The 15499-nt window shown below is 64.9% G+C and carries 15 protein-coding genes and 1 pseudogene; 9 read left to right on the top strand and 7 right to left on the bottom strand.

The window, feature by feature from the left end; genetic code table 11:
* Positions 1-46 precede the first annotated feature (46 nt).
* On the top strand, positions 47-238 hold the full coding sequence (locus AB4Z09_RS10630) for an AMP-binding protein (RefSeq protein WP_442239738.1): 192 nt from the start codon (positions 47-49) through the stop codon (positions 236-238).
* A complete protein-coding gene (locus tag AB4Z09_RS10625; protein WP_442239683.1) occupies positions 186-512 on the top strand; it encodes an AMP-binding enzyme in 327 nt (108 codons plus the stop codon). The genes AB4Z09_RS10630 and AB4Z09_RS10625 overlap by 53 nt, the downstream gene beginning before the upstream one ends.
* Before the next feature lie 125 nt (positions 513-637).
* Here AB4Z09_RS10625 and AB4Z09_RS10620 read toward each other — a convergent pair whose 3' ends face one another.
* On the bottom strand, positions 638-1189 hold the full coding sequence (locus AB4Z09_RS10620; protein ID WP_442239682.1) for a TetR/AcrR family transcriptional regulator: 552 nt from the start codon (positions 1187-1189) through the stop codon (positions 638-640).
* A 263-nt stretch (positions 1190-1452) separates the two neighbouring features.
* The gene (locus AB4Z09_RS10615) at positions 1453-1902 is read right to left on the bottom strand and encodes an MFS transporter (RefSeq protein ID WP_442239737.1); all 450 of its coding nucleotides are present in this window, start codon (positions 1900-1902) and stop codon (positions 1453-1455) included.
* Between the two features lie 87 nt (positions 1903-1989).
* Between AB4Z09_RS10615 and AB4Z09_RS10610 the strand changes: the two genes are divergently transcribed.
* On the top strand, positions 1990-2217 hold the full coding sequence (locus AB4Z09_RS10610) for a hypothetical protein (RefSeq protein WP_442239681.1): 228 nt from the start codon (positions 1990-1992) through the stop codon (positions 2215-2217).
* Between the two features lie 121 nt (positions 2218-2338).
* Here the strand turns inward: AB4Z09_RS10610 and AB4Z09_RS10605 are convergent, their stop codons facing one another.
* Both AB4Z09_RS10605 and AB4Z09_RS10600 read right to left on the bottom strand, forming a co-directional pair.
* Entirely contained in the window at positions 2339-2668 is a 330-nt protein-coding gene (locus AB4Z09_RS10605) for a hypothetical protein (protein ID WP_442239680.1), read from the bottom strand.
* A gap of 61 nt (positions 2669-2729) precedes the next feature.
* Positions 2730-4037, bottom strand: coding sequence for an IS256 family transposase (locus AB4Z09_RS10600; RefSeq protein WP_442239679.1), 1308 nt, complete (start codon positions 4035-4037; stop codon positions 2730-2732).
* A gap of 371 nt (positions 4038-4408) precedes the next feature.
* On the opposite strand from AB4Z09_RS10600, the gene AB4Z09_RS10595 reads away from it, so the two are divergent.
* The 4 genes from AB4Z09_RS10595 (at position 4409) to AB4Z09_RS10580 (ending at position 10095) form a co-directional block, all read left to right on the top strand.
* Positions 4409-5179: an SDR family NAD(P)-dependent oxidoreductase gene (locus tag AB4Z09_RS10595; protein WP_429516230.1), complete on the top strand. Its 771-nt coding sequence runs from the start codon at positions 4409-4411 to the stop codon at positions 5177-5179.
* 513 nt (positions 5180-5692) lie between these two features.
* Positions 5693-7249 carry an acyl--CoA ligase family protein gene (locus AB4Z09_RS10590; protein ID WP_429516231.1) on the top strand — a complete coding sequence of 519 codons (1557 nt, stop codon included), beginning with the start codon at positions 5693-5695 and terminating at the stop codon, positions 7247-7249.
* Positions 7246-8364 carry a serine hydrolase domain-containing protein gene (locus AB4Z09_RS10585; protein WP_442239678.1) on the top strand — a complete coding sequence of 373 codons (1119 nt, stop codon included), beginning with the start codon at positions 7246-7248 and terminating at the stop codon, positions 8362-8364. The genes AB4Z09_RS10590 and AB4Z09_RS10585 overlap by 4 nt, the downstream gene beginning before the upstream one ends.
* A gap of 99 nt (positions 8365-8463) precedes the next feature.
* A complete protein-coding gene (locus AB4Z09_RS10580) occupies positions 8464-10095 on the top strand; it encodes an AMP-dependent synthetase/ligase (RefSeq protein ID WP_442239677.1) in 1632 nt (543 codons plus the stop codon).
* Positions 10096-11239: 1144 nt separating this feature from the next.
* Here the strand turns inward: AB4Z09_RS10580 and AB4Z09_RS10575 are convergent.
* Entirely contained in the window at positions 11240-11815 is a 576-nt protein-coding gene (locus AB4Z09_RS10575) for a TetR/AcrR family transcriptional regulator (protein ID WP_442239676.1), read from the bottom strand.
* 37 nt (positions 11816-11852) lie between these two features.
* Positions 11853-12743: a crotonase/enoyl-CoA hydratase family protein gene (locus tag AB4Z09_RS10570; RefSeq protein WP_429516235.1), complete on the bottom strand. Its 891-nt coding sequence runs from the start codon at positions 12741-12743 to the stop codon at positions 11853-11855.
* 431 nt (positions 12744-13174) lie between these two features.
* Here AB4Z09_RS10570 and AB4Z09_RS10565 point away from each other — a divergent pair.
* Positions 13175-13297, top strand: a pseudogene (locus tag AB4Z09_RS10565) (phosphatidylserine/phosphatidylglycerophosphate/cardiolipin synthase family protein); the annotation flags it as partial.
* A gap of 772 nt (positions 13298-14069) precedes the next feature.
* Here AB4Z09_RS10565 and AB4Z09_RS10560 read toward each other — a convergent pair.
* Positions 14070-14288: a hypothetical protein gene (locus AB4Z09_RS10560; protein WP_442239675.1), complete on the bottom strand. Its 219-nt coding sequence runs from the start codon at positions 14286-14288 to the stop codon at positions 14070-14072.
* A 1014-nt stretch (positions 14289-15302) separates the two neighbouring features.
* Between AB4Z09_RS10560 and AB4Z09_RS10555 the strand changes: the two genes are divergently transcribed.
* The coding region (locus AB4Z09_RS10555; protein ID WP_442239674.1) for a hypothetical protein at positions 15303-15499 on the top strand (197 nt) is incomplete at its 3' end.

Raw genomic sequence — 15499 nt, 5'->3', positions numbered from 1 at the left:
ACCCACGCGATGTGGAGCAGTCCTCCGGGACGCGCTCTTGTCCGCGATGCTTGCGGTGACGGTCGCTGCTCACGGGCCACGCCCCGCAATCCTCGACGCCGGCGTCTCGTTCACCTATAACCAGTTCGATCAACGAGTGCGCGATACGGCCTTCACTCTCCAGGGCGTGAAGGCGGGGGACCGGGTTGCTATCGTGCTGCCGAACTGCTGGGAGTACGCGGTCACCTACTTCGCTTAAAGTCGAGAGCGCCATCGCCGTGCACCCCGACGTCGCGATGGTTGCGGTATTCGGTCGCCCTGACGACTTGTTCGGCGAGCGCGTCTGCGTAGCGCTGGTTCCTGAGCCGGGCTCGCAGCCCACTGAGGGATCGCTGAGCACCTGGGCCGCGCAGCGTCTGGCCGACTACAAGGTGCCAGTGGAATGGCAGTTCCTCGACGAGATGCCGTTGAACGCCAGCGGCAAGATCTTGAAGCGTCAGCTGAGCCAGACAACGCCCACAGTGGCACCATGATCAGGCACGCATCGGGGCGCTCTGAGGTAAATGCGGGCCTATGGACACGGCCTCGAAGAGGATCACACCGAGATGCCTGTCGCTGGCCACGTCCCACGCGTCCTTCACGTGTTGGACGAATCCCTCTACCGGTCCGCGCCCAACAACCGTAGGACGAGCCAGACGTAGCTTTCGACGAGCGCGTCCCTGGTCAGCGTGCCCCGCGGGGTGAACCACTCGCGGACGCCGTTCAGCATGTCGAGCACGGCCATGGTGGCGACGGCGACGTCAGGGACGTCGAACTCCCCAGAGTTGACGCCTTCCTTGATCGTGTCCCGTACCGCGTCGTGGTAAGCGGACTGGAGACGGATGCCTTCCCGCTGCTGATCCGCGTCCAGGGCACTACGAATGGGATTGCCGACGAGAAGCTCCGGGCGCCGGTCATCACTGAACTCGATGTGCTTACGCACGGTCCGCCGGATCCGCTCGGTCGGCGCTAGCTTCTTGTCGCGCAGGATCTCGTCCGTCGCCGCCACGAAGTCCGTCATGAACTGCGTGACGATGGCGTGCAGAACCTCTTGCTTGTTCTTGAAATGGTGGTACAGCGTCGAGGACGAGATATCGACCGCCTCTGCGATGTCGCGGATGGAGGTGGCGGCATATCCGCGCTCGTAGAAGAGCTTGGCGGATGCGGCCATGATCTGCCCTCGCAGCACCGGCCCTTCGTCCAGGGAACGCTTGCGAGCCACCCGAACCCCTTTCCTCACGTCACGATCGCCTGCCGATTGCTGGCGGCAATGTTGGGCAGATTATCCCGCGGGGCCGTCAGCGCCGATCGGCCGCCTGGCGGCTCTGGTCGCGCGGCACGCGGAAAGTCCCGGATCGGCCTGCATCCCCGAGATGTGCAGACCGAGCCGGATTCATGGCCGGCCCGTCCTCAACGGTCTATGAGAGTACCGCCCTAACCGCCAAGTCCGGCCTCCGGTAGGTCTCGGGGAAGCAGCAGCGCAGAGACGAGTGCGATCGCTGCCATCGCCGCTAGGTAGAGCGAAACGGAGACCGTGGTTCCTGTCCGCGCCAGCAGGGCCGTGGTGATGAAAGGAGTGCTGCCACTGATCAGAATCGAGGCGCTCTGGTAGAGCAGAGTCATTCCGGAAGAGCGGACATCCGCCGGGAAGAGCTCGGCGATGTAGGCTGCGGCTGGGCCGTCGCAGACGCCTGCTGAGCCGTAGGCCACAAAGGTGGCGATACCCACCAGCACCATGTCCCCCGTGTTGATGATCCAGAAGACCGGGAACGCCCAGGCCTGCATCAGCACGTTGCCCAGAATGGCGAGTGGTCGTCGGCCGTAGCGGTCCGAAGCCACCGCGCCGAGGTGCATCGTTGCCATCCTCAGTGTCGTCGCGAGCAGAACCGTCAGCAGTACGCGTTACGTGGGAGGCCGAGCACGGTGGTGCCGTAGGAAAGGATGCCTGCCATCACGGTGTAGGAAACCGCGTTGATCGAGAACGGCAAGGACGACTCCGCCGAGCGGGTGGGCGATGAAGCCCGCCAGACGGTGGCAAAGGACAGCAGGACCTGCTTTGACGAACGCGGCGGGACAGAACGCGGGTCCGAAGACGAGCGCTGCGGCGGTGCCCTAGAGAAGGAGTCATACCACTCCAAGGCACTGCTCAGCAGGCCGGCGGCCATGAGCTTGTGCGGCAGATGGGTTGATGCGTTGTGAGGTACGGCGGGCATGGGGAGAGAAATAGTCAAATCCTGTGGATCAAGGATCGTCAGGAGGCCTCGGCGCCCGGACTTCACCGATCAGGATCATGCGGCCCTGAGTTCGTCGCTGGCCTCGATCAAGCCTGTTCGCGGCGCGGATCGGCGTCATCCACGGGATGGGTCGCGCTGTGGTGCAGGTAGATGACCCCGCGATCGGTGTCGAGTGAGAACGGTGACCCGTCGGCGCTGTGGGTGAGTCGCGTCGTCTGCAGTCGATGCTGCTCCTCGACGATATGCCTGGTGGACGGCGTGATCAGTTCTTGTGCGGCGTTGAACATTCCAGCCCCGCTGCTGCCTCCACCCATCCGGCGCCAGTGGATCCAACCACGCTTCTCCGCCCACACCGCGACCTGATCGAGCACCACGCAGAACGCGACGATGCAGACCATGCCCAATAGAAACCCCATGACTCCTCCTTACCAGAGTTCCGAAAGTGGTGAACCGGCTTAACGTCCTGCGCCGCCGTCATCAGGCAACTTCGGACACGGGCGTGTCCGGTGACGGTTCTGGGGTTATGTCGACGGGTCGTTCGAGGAGCTTGCCCTTGTGGAACAGGGCGCCGGCCCGGACTAACGCCACCAGGTGCGGGGCGTTGACCGCCCGCCACCGGGACTGCGCGGCCTCGATCAGCTTGTAGGCCATCGCCATCCCCGCCGCCCTCGACCCAGGACCCTTCGTGACCTTGGTTCGCAAACGCACTGTCGCGAAAGTGGATTCGATCGGGTTCGTGGTCCGCAGGTGCACCCAGTGCTCGGCCGGATACTTGAAATACTCGAGCAGCACGTCGACGTCGTCGGTGATCTTCACGACCGCCTTCGGGTACTTCGCGCCATAGTCGCGTCCGAACGCGATGATCGCCAGCTGCGCCTTGTCGATGTCCTCGGCGTTGTAGATGTCCTTCATCGCCGCCAACGCGCCCGGGTGCGCGGACTTCGGGAGCGCGGCAAGAACATTCGCTTGCTTGTGGAACCAGCACCGCTGCTCCCGGGTATCGGGGAATACCTCCCGCAGTGCCTTCCAGAACCCCAACGCGCCGTCGCCGACGGCCAGCGTCGGTGCCCGCATCCCACGCCGGCGGCAGTCCCGCAGCAGGTCCGCCCACGACTCGGAAGATTCCCGGAATCCGTCGGTCAGGGCGACAAGTTCCTTCCGGCCGTCGGTGCGGACCCCGAGCATCACGAGCAGGCACAATTTCTCCTGCTCAAGCCGGACTTTCAAGTGGATGCCGTCGACCCACAAGTAGACGTAGTCGACCTGCGAGAGGTCCCGCTTCCCGAACGCGACAGCTTCGTCTTGCCACTGCGCGGTCAGCCTTGTGATGGACGCGGCCGACAGGCCGGCTCCGGTGCCGAGGAACTGCTCCAAGGCCTGGCCGAAGTCGCTGGTCGAAAGGCCGTGCAAGTACAGCAGCGGCAGCACCTCGGACACCTGCGTCGATCTGCGGGCCCACGCTGGCAGGATCGCTGAGGAGAACCGCCTGCGCTCACCCGTCTCGGGGTCGGTGCGTCTGTCGTTCACGCGCGGCGCCTTCACCGCCACCGCGCCTGCCGCAGTCACGACCTCACGTTCGGCGTGGTAGCCGTTGCGCACGACCAGGCGGTGCCCGTTCTCGTCGACCTCACCGGCATGCCGGGCGATGTAGTCGGCGACCTCGGCCTGCAGGGCCGTAGCCAACATTCGCCTGGCGCCATCGCGGACGATCTCGTCGAGCAACGAACGGCCAGCACCACCCGCCTTGCCAGACTCGTCGTTGTTGTTGTCCACTACCGTGAGCAAGGCGGTGCCTTCCCGCCAGCGCGCCAACGCTGGTCTTGATCAGAATCCGGATTCCTCGCAGATCATCTTCCGGGAGGGCGCGCCCTCCCGGGATCCACAGGTTCTGATCATTACTCCATGGGGACTCCGTACACACGGGTCAGCGGGCGTGTGTCGATTGATGATCGACATCAGCGTGACGCGAACAGCATATGGCGCGCATCACTTCGTCAAGCGCCCCACTCGGCAATCCCAGACCTCAACCCACGTCGTGGCGGCAGTCACATTTTCTTCTTGACGCGACTCCGGGGGGGTGGTTTGATGTGATGTCGATCAACTGATCGACACGCTGGATCTTAGGTCCGGCCGACAATGCGGAGGTCTGAGACGTCTTGCTGAACAACATTTCCGAGCGCACCTGGTCCCCTCTGCCTCGTCCCGGCACACGGGTTCTGCTCACTGGCGCTGCTGGGGGGCTTGGCCAGGCTCTGAGCGCCGCGCTGATCGAGGTTGGAGCTCACGTCGTCGGCGTCGACCGCGTGTCTGAGACGACAGCGGAGGGTCAGGTCATCATCGAGGCCGATCTGACTAAAGGCGATGAGGTCGGCAAGGCGGTCGCTGATGCCGCCGAACGATTGGGCGGCATTGACGCGTTTGTCGGCGCTGCCGGGGTAGTGGACACGATTCACCGAGCGGCGGCTTTCCCCGGGGAAGCGTTCCAGGCCGACGTCGAGGTGAACCTCACCGGCCAGTTCCGAGTGGCTCAGGCGGCCTACCCCTACCTGCGCGAGGCCGAGAACGCAGCCATTGCCTTCGTTACCTCCCAGGCGGGCCTCGATGGCTTGCCCGGGCAGGCGTCGTACGCCGCGGCCAAGGCCGGCCTGGTCGGCCTGACGGCCACACTGGCGACCGAGTGGGTCAGCGATGGCATCCGCGTCAACGCCGTCGCACCCGGCCTATTCGACACCCCGAAAGTGCTCGCCATGCCGGCCACCGCGCGTGAGCGGATGCTCTCCGGCGTTCCCATGCACCGCACCGGAACCCTCGACGAGGTGGTCGGTCCAATCCTCTTCCTGCTCTCCCCCGCCGCGGGATACGTCACGGGCCGCACGCTTCGCCTCGACGGTGGAGCGGGGCTCGCCCTGACCGGACTCTTCCGCTGAGCGCCATCTGCATCTTTGTACGACCGAGCACAACCCTCAGCAAGGAGCATTCCTCCCATGTACTACATCGGCTTTGGTATCGGGCCACGCGGCGGTTGGTCGCCACCGCGGGACACGGCGACGCGTTGGCGTTGATGCGTGGCCAGGGGCGTGCCGCCGGTCGATCCATCGAGGAGGTCTTCTCGGTACATGGCGCGTCTGCCCGAGCCGATCACCGTGCGAGGAGCCGTGCTCGAAGTTCACGAGCGGCGACCGGCGCCCTTGCCGAATGGCTCGCCATCACGCACGCCGACGACGGCATCGCAGTGCACTGCGTGTGTCCCCAGACGGTCCGCACCCAGATGACCCAAGACGCCGAAGACACCCTTGCCATTGCAGGGCAGCCCTTGGAGCCCAGCGATGTCGCCGGCGCTCACGCGTCGCCGACCGCGACAGGTGGCTCGCCGCGATGACCAGGCTATGCCGCCGGCTGCCAAGCCTCCGATCCGACCACAAGACGATGCAGGAGAACCCATGATCGACCCGGCCATGTCCTACGAGCCACTGACACCGCTGTCCTACCTCCAGCGCGCCAAGGACAGCCACGGCAACCGGATCGCCGTCATCGACGGCGACCAGCGATGGACCTACGACGACCTCTACGAGCGAGCCGGCCGGTTAGCGGGCGGCCTTGCACCGCTGGCAGAGGGCCGCCCGATCGCGGTGATCGCTCCCAACACGCACGTGCTGCTGGAGGCCCACTACGGCGTGCCGTGGGCGGGGATCCCGCTCGTGGCGATCAACACCCGGCTCTCGGCGCGTGAGGTGCAGACCATCGTCGAGCACTCAGAAGCGTCGGTGTTGATCTACGACCCCACCTTCACCGACCTCGCTGCCACGGTGTCCGCGGCCGTTCCGGGACTGCGACTCGTGGAGGCGGGCGAGCAGTACGAGGCGCTCATCACCGGCTCCGATCCGCTCCGCACTCCTGTGCACGACGAGCGCAGCATCATCTCGATCAACTACACCTCGGGCACCACCGGTCGCCCCAAGGGCGTCATGTACCACCACCGAGGCGCGTTCTTGCAGGCCGTCTCGATGGTGGGTCACATGGGAATGAACACGTCGTCGACCTACCTGTGGACACTGCCGATGTTCCACTGCAACGGATGGACCTTTCCCTGGGCTGTCACCGCTGCCGCAGCCACCCACGTGTGTCTCCCGAAGGTCGATCCGGGCGAGATCTGGCGGCTGCTTCGCGACGAGGGCGTGACCCACCTGTGCGGAGCCCCGACGGTGCTGTCGATGATCGCGTACGCCGACGACGCTGTCGCCCTGGACCGCTCAGTCAAGATGGCCACCGGAGGGGCCCCGCCCTCGCCCGCGATCTTGCGAGAGATGAGCCGACTTGGTTTCGACGTCACCCACCTCTACGGGCTGACCGAGACCTACGGACCCGCCATGATCTGCGACTGGCGCCCCGAATGGAACGCCCTTAGCGTCGAAGAACAGGCCCGCCTCAAGGCACGCCAGGGCGTCGCCAACATGATTGCCTGCACCGCCCGCGTCATCTCTCCCAACGGCCAGGACGTGCCACGCGACGGCGTGACCATCGGCGAGATCGCGCTGCGTGGCAACAACCTCATGCTCGGCTACCTCAAAGACGAGCAGGCCACCGAGGAGGCCTGTCGCGACGGCTGGTTCCTCACCGGGGACCTGGGCGTCATGCACCCTGACGGCTACGTCGAGCTGCGCGATCGCAGCAAGGACGTCATCATCTCCGGCGGCGAGAACATCGCCTCCGTCGAGGTCGAGCAAGTCATCGCCGACCACCCCGCAGTCCTGGAGGTCGCGGTAATCGCCACTCCTGACGAAACGTGGGGCGAGGTGCCCGCGGCGTTCGTAACCCTCAAACCCGGGCAGTCCGCGACCGAGGACGAGATCGCCCAGTGGGTCAAGGACCGGCTCGCGCGCTACAAGGCACCCAAGCTCGTCGTCTTCACCGACCTTCCCAAGACCTCGACCGGCAAGATCCAGAAATACGTCCTGCGGGACCAGGCCTGGGCCGGCCGCGAGCGCCGGATCCAATGAACGAGATCGTCCACGGCCACACCGATCCGGCCTTCGAGCCACTGCGAGACCTCCTCAGCCAACAACTCGCCGCCGGAGAAGAGATCGGCGTCAGCATCCACGTGCGGCATGCCGGACGGGTTCTGGCCGACCTGTGGGCAGGCCGCGTCGGAGYGCCCGCGGCCGCCGATGCTTGGGAGCGAGACACACTCGTCAACATTTGGTCGATTACGAAGGTCGTCTCCACGCTGGCGGCGCTCCACGCAGTGGATCGCGGGCTGCTCGACCTGGACGCCCCGGTGGCGAACTCGTGGCCCGAGTTCGCAGCGGGCGGCAAATCCTCGGTCACCCTCGCCCAGCTCCTCTCCCACACCAGCGGTGTCTGCACCTGGGACCCTCCCTTCACCCTCGACAACCTCTACGACCACCGCTACGCCGCATCCTGCCTCGCGAGCCAGGAAACGAGGTGGACCCCGGGTACTGCGTCCGGGTACGGCGCCACCTCATTCGGAACACCCCTGTCCGAACTCCTGCGTCGTGCAGCGGGCATGCCACTGTGCGACTACGTCACCACCTACGTCGCACAGCCACTCGGTGCCGACATCCACATCGGGCTCCCGAGAGCCTTGCGTTCGCGGGCCGCCACCCTGATCCCACCGACCGCATCACCACCACCATTGGCGCACGACCGACCACCGCTGTTCAAACAGACGTTCACCGCTCCCCGCGTGAGTGCCGAAACCACACTCACCGATGCCTGGCGCGACGCCGACATCGGCGCCGCGAACGGCCACGGCAACGCGCGCTCGGTGGCCCTCGTAGGAGAAGCCTTGCTCGATGACCGCCTCGTGCGGCCCGCCGTACGAACACGCGTGTTCGAGGCACACTCCGACGGCCCCGACCTCGTGCTCGGGCTGCCGCTGCAGTGGGGACTCGGACTCGCGCTCGCCACCAAGGCAAGCTTCGACTACCTCCCAGAAGGAGCCGGCGTCTGGGGCGGCTGGGGCGGCTCGATGCTCGTCATCGACCCTGCCAACCACCTGGTCGTGGCCTACGTAATGAACAAGATGGCGCCCGACCTGGTCGGCTCAGAGAGGGCACGCCTCTTCCTATCCCAGATCTACACGCTCCTGTGAGCTCCCACTCTCGGGGTACTCGCCGGATGCGCTAATCCGTCCGCTTCTTGAATGGTCACCCGACCCGATCCCACCCCTGCAAAGTGAAAGGCTCTAACGATGTTGACGATTCCCGCCTATGTCAACCGCAACGTTGAGAAGTTCGGCGACCTTCCGGCGCTGTCATTCGAAGGGGTGACCCTGACCTGGCGACAAGCCCAGCTGAGGATCGCGCAGATCTCACAAGGCCTCACCGACCTGGGCGTCGGCCCCGGCGACTGCGTGGCGCTGATGATGTCCAACCGTCCGGAGCAATGGCTGGCCGACCAGGCCGCTGTCCACCTCGGGGCTGTTCCAACCACCATCTACGGCACGATGCCGACGTCCCAGATCGCCTTCGTCGCCCAGCACGCCAAGGTCGTGGTGGCCGTGTTGGAGGGCCAGGAGCAGGTCGATCGCTGGCTGCCGCTGCTCGACCAACTCCCGGGGCTGCGCCACATCGTGGTCCTGGACGAAGGCGCGGCGGCCGCAGAGGAACCGCGCTTCCGGACCTGGGATTCACTCGTCGTCGAGGACGTCGATCTGGAGGCCTTCGAGTCGAAGTGGCGCGCTGCAACATCCGAGGATCCGGCGACCTTGATCTACACCTCAGGGACCACCGGTGTTCCCAAGGGCGTCATCCTGACCCATCGCAATGTGATCTCCAACGTCGAGAGCCTCGATGAGGCAACAGGGATTCCGCAGCACGCCAGCAACATCTGCTATCTCCCCCTCGCACACATCGCCGAGCGGATCATCTCGATCTACACGCCGATCGTCAAGGCGGGACACGTCACCTTCTGCCCGAACCTGGACGACCTGATCCCGCATCTTCGCCAGGTGCATCCGACGCTGTTTTTTGGGGTACCTCGCGTTTGGGAGAAGATTGCCGCCGGCTTGCGGTCGAACCCGAATGGCACACTCGCCGATGTCGGACTCGACCGCGTCACGTGGGCCTGCAGTGCCGGAGCCCCGCTGGTCGCCGATGTTCAGCAGTACTTCAAGGATTCCGGCATATCCATTATCGAGGGCTGGGGAATGACGGAGACGACCGGGATTGCCACGACGACTCCGGCCGATGAACTGCGCATCGGTTCGGTCGGCAAGGTGATCTCGGGCAACGAGATGCGCATGCTTGAGGACGGCGAGGTCCTGATTAGGGGACCGATCGTCTGCGCCGGATACCTGCAGGATGACGGCACAGTTTCACCGGCGGCCGATGAGGACGGCTGGATGCACACCGGTGACATCGGCCGGTGTGACGAAGAGGGGTTCCTTTACATCATCGACCGAAAGAAGGAGCTGATCATCACCTCCGGCGGGAAGAACGTCGCTCCGGTCGCGATCGAAGCGTTGTTGACGCGGCACCCGTTGGTCGGTCAGGCGTTGGCCTACGGAGATCGGGAACGCTACATCGTCGCCCTCCTAGTGCTCGATCCCGAGTACGCGCAGAAGTGGGCCGAGGCGTCGGGCATCGAGTTCAGCTCCTTCACCGAACTGAGTCAGGATCCCCGCGTGATCCAGGAAATTCAGGGAGCCGTCGACGCTGCGAACGAGGAATTGGCGCGTGTCGAACAGGTCAAGCGGTTCCATGTACTCCCGTCGGAGTGGACCGTCGACAGCGGAGAACTCACTCCCAGCCTGAAGCTGAAGCGCCGTACGGTCCAGTCTAAGTTCGCGGACGTGATCAAGTCGCTGTATAGCGACCTCTAGCCTGTCGGCAGGCTGAGCGCCCTCGCCTCATTTCCACGATCTCGCGGCGTGCCACCCAACTCGGCCACGGTGCTGGACCGCTCGCCCGGTCCAGCACCGTGGTGACCGTCCGCCGGAAAGCATGCGGCGTCGCCCTCTCGATCCCAGCCTCCGAGAGCACGGCCCGACGCCGACTTCGAATGTTTTTGGTCGTGAGCGGCGCGCCTTTGCGAGTGAAGACCCGATGCTCCGGCTCCATAGAGTCGACGGCTACGAGCCGCTGTCGAAGGGACTTCGGCTACGAAGCCAGGCACCGACACCACGCGCGTCGACTTCTGTGTCTTCGGGTGAGGCTGCCGATGGGCCGGCTTCTCTGCCCGCGAGACGATCGCCCCGCAGATGCGCACCCTGGCAGGCGAGACCGTGACGTCGACATCAGAGCGTCGGATCGCCAGAACCTCACCAATCCGAGCGGACGTACCGAGCATGACCTCGATTGATGTGCTCCAACTGGCCGGCGGGCCCACGTCGCCAACTCCGAACCGTCAGGACCTGCGCCAAGGTCAGCGCCATCTCTCTGCGACGGCGGCTTGTGCAGTAGCACCGCTTTCGCGAACCGGACCCTCCCGCAGCGCGTCGTATCTGACAGCTAATCCGAGAGCGAGGCTGGACTGTTCGTGCCTGCTTCGCCGTGCTGTAGCTCTTGGCCGAAGCGAGCCGCTTGACGAACTGGTCAACCTTGCGAACCGAGATCTCATACAGACGTGACGACCGATGCGGACGCCCACCGGACCTCGGCCAGCTTGCCACTCGTAGATCTTCTCGATTGGCCCACCGACGTACTCGGCAAGCTCGGTGATCGTGACGAGCGGGTTGAGCACGCTTCAGGGGATTGACGACTGTCTTCATACTCACAAGGTTGCCGCCGTGATCGGACTCTTCGGTGACGTTCGGTGACGTTCGGTGCTGCTAGGACGGCGTCGGACACAGGTCCGCCTTGAGCTCCGCGAACCGGCTCAGCGCGCAGGGTTTGTGGTGGAGGGATCAATCCTCAAATGCTTTCAGGCCCGGGATTCGCGTTGAATCCCGGGCCTGATTACGACTCGGTCGTCGAGCCCGGTCGGCCGCGTACGTGTTATCCACGAGTGCTCGCCTGCCTCGCCCATCACTCGTGAGACGACCGCGACTCGGGCGCTTCCGCTAGCCCGAGACTTCCTCCGAAGCTCCAGATCGTGTCCAACAGAGTCTTCCGGCTGGGGACGACCTCCCGGCTCAACGCTTCGGCCATCAGCTCGCGGAAGGCACCCATGAAGGCGGCTGCCACCAGGCGGGCATCGATGGACGTCGGGACCTGACCGATGCGCTGGCCATACGCGACATTGCGTGCCGCCAGATCGATGTGCTCGGCGAGGCGCTCGGCATCCGCTGCGGCAGCTGCGGGTTCCCGCAGCTGCCGCCCCACGATGATTTGAGCCATCGGCTCCTCGCAGAGGAAGTCGATCTCCCGGGCGAGACGCATCCGCTCACGAGTCGCCCAGTCCGCCTCCGGCGCCATGTGGGCCGACAGCACCGCATCGTTGTACGAGTCGTAGAAGTCGTGGACGACCGCCGAGACGAGCCCGTCCTTGGCGCCAAAGTAGCGGTACAGCAGTCCCGGGGAGACCTCCGCAGCTTCGGCGACCGCGGCGACCTCCAACGTCCCGCCCCCGTGCAACAACTCCGCACGAGCTGTGTCGATCAAGTGCTGCCGAGTGGCTCGCCCGCGCGCCGTCAGCGATCTAGGGGACGATGACATGGTTCGGGTTCGGCTGCTCATCCAGCGGAGCAGACTTGTAGTCGCCGAACGGTCCGTCGCGACGCGCCACGACCGCGGCGACGCCCTCCTTCTCGGCGATGTCGATGAACTCTCGCGCGTCCGATGTGTTGCGCATCAGACCGTCGAGGATCGGCCCCAGGGTCTGCGTGCTCGCCAAACCCATATTCTCGTAGGCTTGGTTAACGATCAGCTTCATTGCCGACAACTGGGACACCGGTATCGCGGCGAGCTTCTCTGCTGTGCGCGCGACTTCGGCCTCGAGGTCCTCGAACGGGACGGACTTGTTGATCAATCCGATCTCGGCCGCTTCCTTGCCGGAGACAGGCTTCCCGAGCAATGAGTACTCCTTGGCCTTGGCCAGTCCGAGGCGGTAGATCCACATCCCGGACAGGTGGCAGCCCCACATGCGCGAGTACGGCGTACCGATCCGCGCGTCCTCTGAGGCGATGACAATATCCGCGCACAGAGCCGTCTCGCTGGCGCCGCCGACGCACCATCCGTGAACCTGGGCGATGACCGGCTTGGGGCAACGCCACATGCTCATGAACTTCTGCGTGGGCGACTCCGTCGGCGCGGTCGCGAACACGAAGTCTTTGCCCGCATCCCACTGCCCGTTGGTGTTGATCTGATCGTCCCAGTGATGAAATCCGCCGCTGAAGTCGTAGCCGGCACTGAAAGATCGGCCGGATCCACGAAGCACGATGACCTTCACCTGTGGATCTTGTGTTGCTTTGGTGATAGCCGCTTGGAACTCGTCGGGCATCGGCGGAACGATCGTGTTTAGCGCTTCGGGGCGATTCAACGTAATCGTCGCCACATGATCCGAAACGGAGTAGAGCAAAGTCTGGAACATTCTTCCTCCTCAAGGCCGAACTGCTGAACTGCTGAACTGCTGAACTGAATTCACTTTAGCCTAGCTGTCAAGGGCCAGTGACCTCGGTCTTTCGTCGGACTGAGTGGCTGGCCTGGACGGTTTCGGATTCGGTGTTCGAGATCACCGAGAGCGGCCGTGGACGACATCGCCATCCGCTCGGACCTAACCCGGGGCGCGGTGTATTCCACTTCCCGGCAAGCGTATTTCCATGTCCGTAACCGGAACACGCGCAGGTAAGGCCGTTTGCCCGGGTTGCGGACTCGGCGAGCGTGGGTACGTTCGGTAGTGGCCGCCAGTTGGGATCGACCACCGATGGTGGTCGGGCGGCAAGGTCGGGGCAACGCCAAACGCTTCGGCGCGGTGGGGTCGTGAGCGATCTGGGCGGTACCCGGCGAGGGGGAAACACTCGCTCGGTGCCGGAAGCCGAAACACGACTCGCCCACCTCGGACGCCCCAACCCCCGACTGAACACCGACCACCGAATCATCTCCCCCGGTCTCCGATCCGCACTGCTGCGGCTCTGGAACCTATGACCAACCGTGGGCCCGATGGAGATCCGGAGCCGCGAGCAACCAGGGAGCCCCGGCGCTCCTCGGGGCGCTGCGCGCCCCGAGACGGAGCGGGTCGCTGCGCTCCCCGCCAGGGAGCCGCTGCGCGGCTCGATGGTGGTGGCGTCACGCTGCCGTCGATCGCGTCGCTRCGCTCCGCTCGAAACCGAAATTGCAGTTCCAACAACAACATTCATCGGAGCGTCTACGGGGCCCACCGTGAGGAACGAGAGACGGGGACGCGCTGCGCGCGCCGCACCACGACCCGTCACGCTGCTCTCAACCCGTCCCGAAATCATGCTCCCAYCATRCCCCACGACACYCCCACTCATCAAAACCTCCACGGCACTCGAAACGTCGAAATCTATACTTCCCCAAACAAATACAAGCCAAACTCAACACCTCACGCGCATACACGCCCAAACGCACATCCCACCAACCAGATTCACAACAGATATTGCGCCACAACACAATTCAAAAACCAAGCTCCGGCGACCCCCACACGCCCCTCACACCACCCCGGAACCACCCACACCACCAAGCCCGACCCCCACACACACCAGGCGCCGGCACCAACGCCGGCCCCGGACGCTCCGCAGAGCCGGCCCCACACGGGACATGCCATCAACGCAGGTCAACACGCAAAAACGCCCCCACACCCGGCGAGGATGTGTAGGGCGGAGCTGGGCGGCGCGCCGCGATCGACGACACTGACGAACGGGACCGGCCCGGCGACTTCGGGCCGGTCCCACCCGCATCAGATCGGATCGAACCTCGGGGCAGCCGCATCATGCTCGACGGCCCGGACCGCCATCCCCTCGCGCTCGACACCCGTGAACCCCACATCCGAGAGGGCCGCGAGCGCATCCCCCAGGTCCACACCGTCCAGGCCCAGGCCGGGAGCCACGTTCACCGTCGCTCGATGGTGCGAGACCTCGGTCCACTCGATCACCACGGTCTGCATCCTCGTGTTCATCGGCGTGCTCCTTCCCCCACCCGCGTCGGGTGGGACGTGTCATCAGTGCTGGTCAGGGACTCGGAGTCGATACAGATCTCGATGCCCCCGGTGAAGGTCAACCACTCGACGTCGACGACCAGGCCGCCGGTCTCGGGGTCGATCCAGGCGTTGACGCCCAGCCCCTGGTCCTGGCAGCGCGAAGTAGATGTTCGCGCCCGGGCGGCCGCCGAACGGGCAGTTGGCGAGCTGTTCGGTGATCACGCGGGCTGCGGCGGCCGCGTTCGGGTGCGCGGCGGCGTTGATCTCGGCAACAGTGCTGGTCATGGTCGGCTCCTCTCTCGGGTGGGACGTGTCATGTGTGCTGGTCAAGCAGCGTTTTCGTCGATCCAGGGTTCGCCGTCGCGGCCGAAGATGTAGTCACCACCCGGCGGGTCGACGTAGTGCCCCCGCAGCGAGGCCCGCGCCTTTCTCGGACGCGGCCGCCAGGTTCGCGTCCCGGTATTTCGTAATTGAAACGAGATGCCCTATACGAGCCGAATGCCCGACCCAAAGCGGATGATCGGTTTGTTCACAGGGAACTCTCAGGAACGGAGAAAGTACTTGAAACACCCATCAACTCGTCCACGCGCCATAAGCAGGCGCGCCATCGGAGTCCTTGCAATCGCGGCAACCTTGACGATAGGAAGCGCAGGAACCGTTGTAGCCGCACCCACGACTGACCAAACACAATCCGCGACGACCACTTCCGCTCGCCCGACCGCGACGACGGCCGCCCCCGTGGCACAGCCGACAACGGCGACAACAACAACCCAGCAACCAGAGTCCCCGACGGCGCAACGCCCACAGCAACACACACCAACACCCACACAGCAATCGACTGAAAAGACCACAACGGTCACAACACCCCCTCCGGCGACACCGTCACCCGCAAGACCAGGCGACACGATCGCGGCAGTCGTCCCCGCACCACCGTCCGCAGCAGTCGATGTACAGAAGCCAGAACGCGAGCCGGGGAAAGTAACGCCGACCGGCATGGACCTGGTGCGCTCGCAGCAATACGCACTCACCGTTCCCGCCGACCAACTCCCGGAACTCCCTGCAAACGCGAAGTCACGTACCCAACGCGCGGCACTCCCTGAGGGCATCAGCCCCGAAGACGCCGAACTCGCAGAACGGATGGCGAAGGTTCTCACCGCCGGCTGCCAGCTCTACCTCCCCTCCCCATACAC

The organism is Rhodococcus sp. TAF43, from assembly GCF_052113525.1.
Classification (GTDB): Bacteria; Actinomycetota; Actinomycetes; order Mycobacteriales; family Mycobacteriaceae; genus Prescottella.
This window is presented reverse-complemented; position numbering and strand designations above follow the sequence as displayed.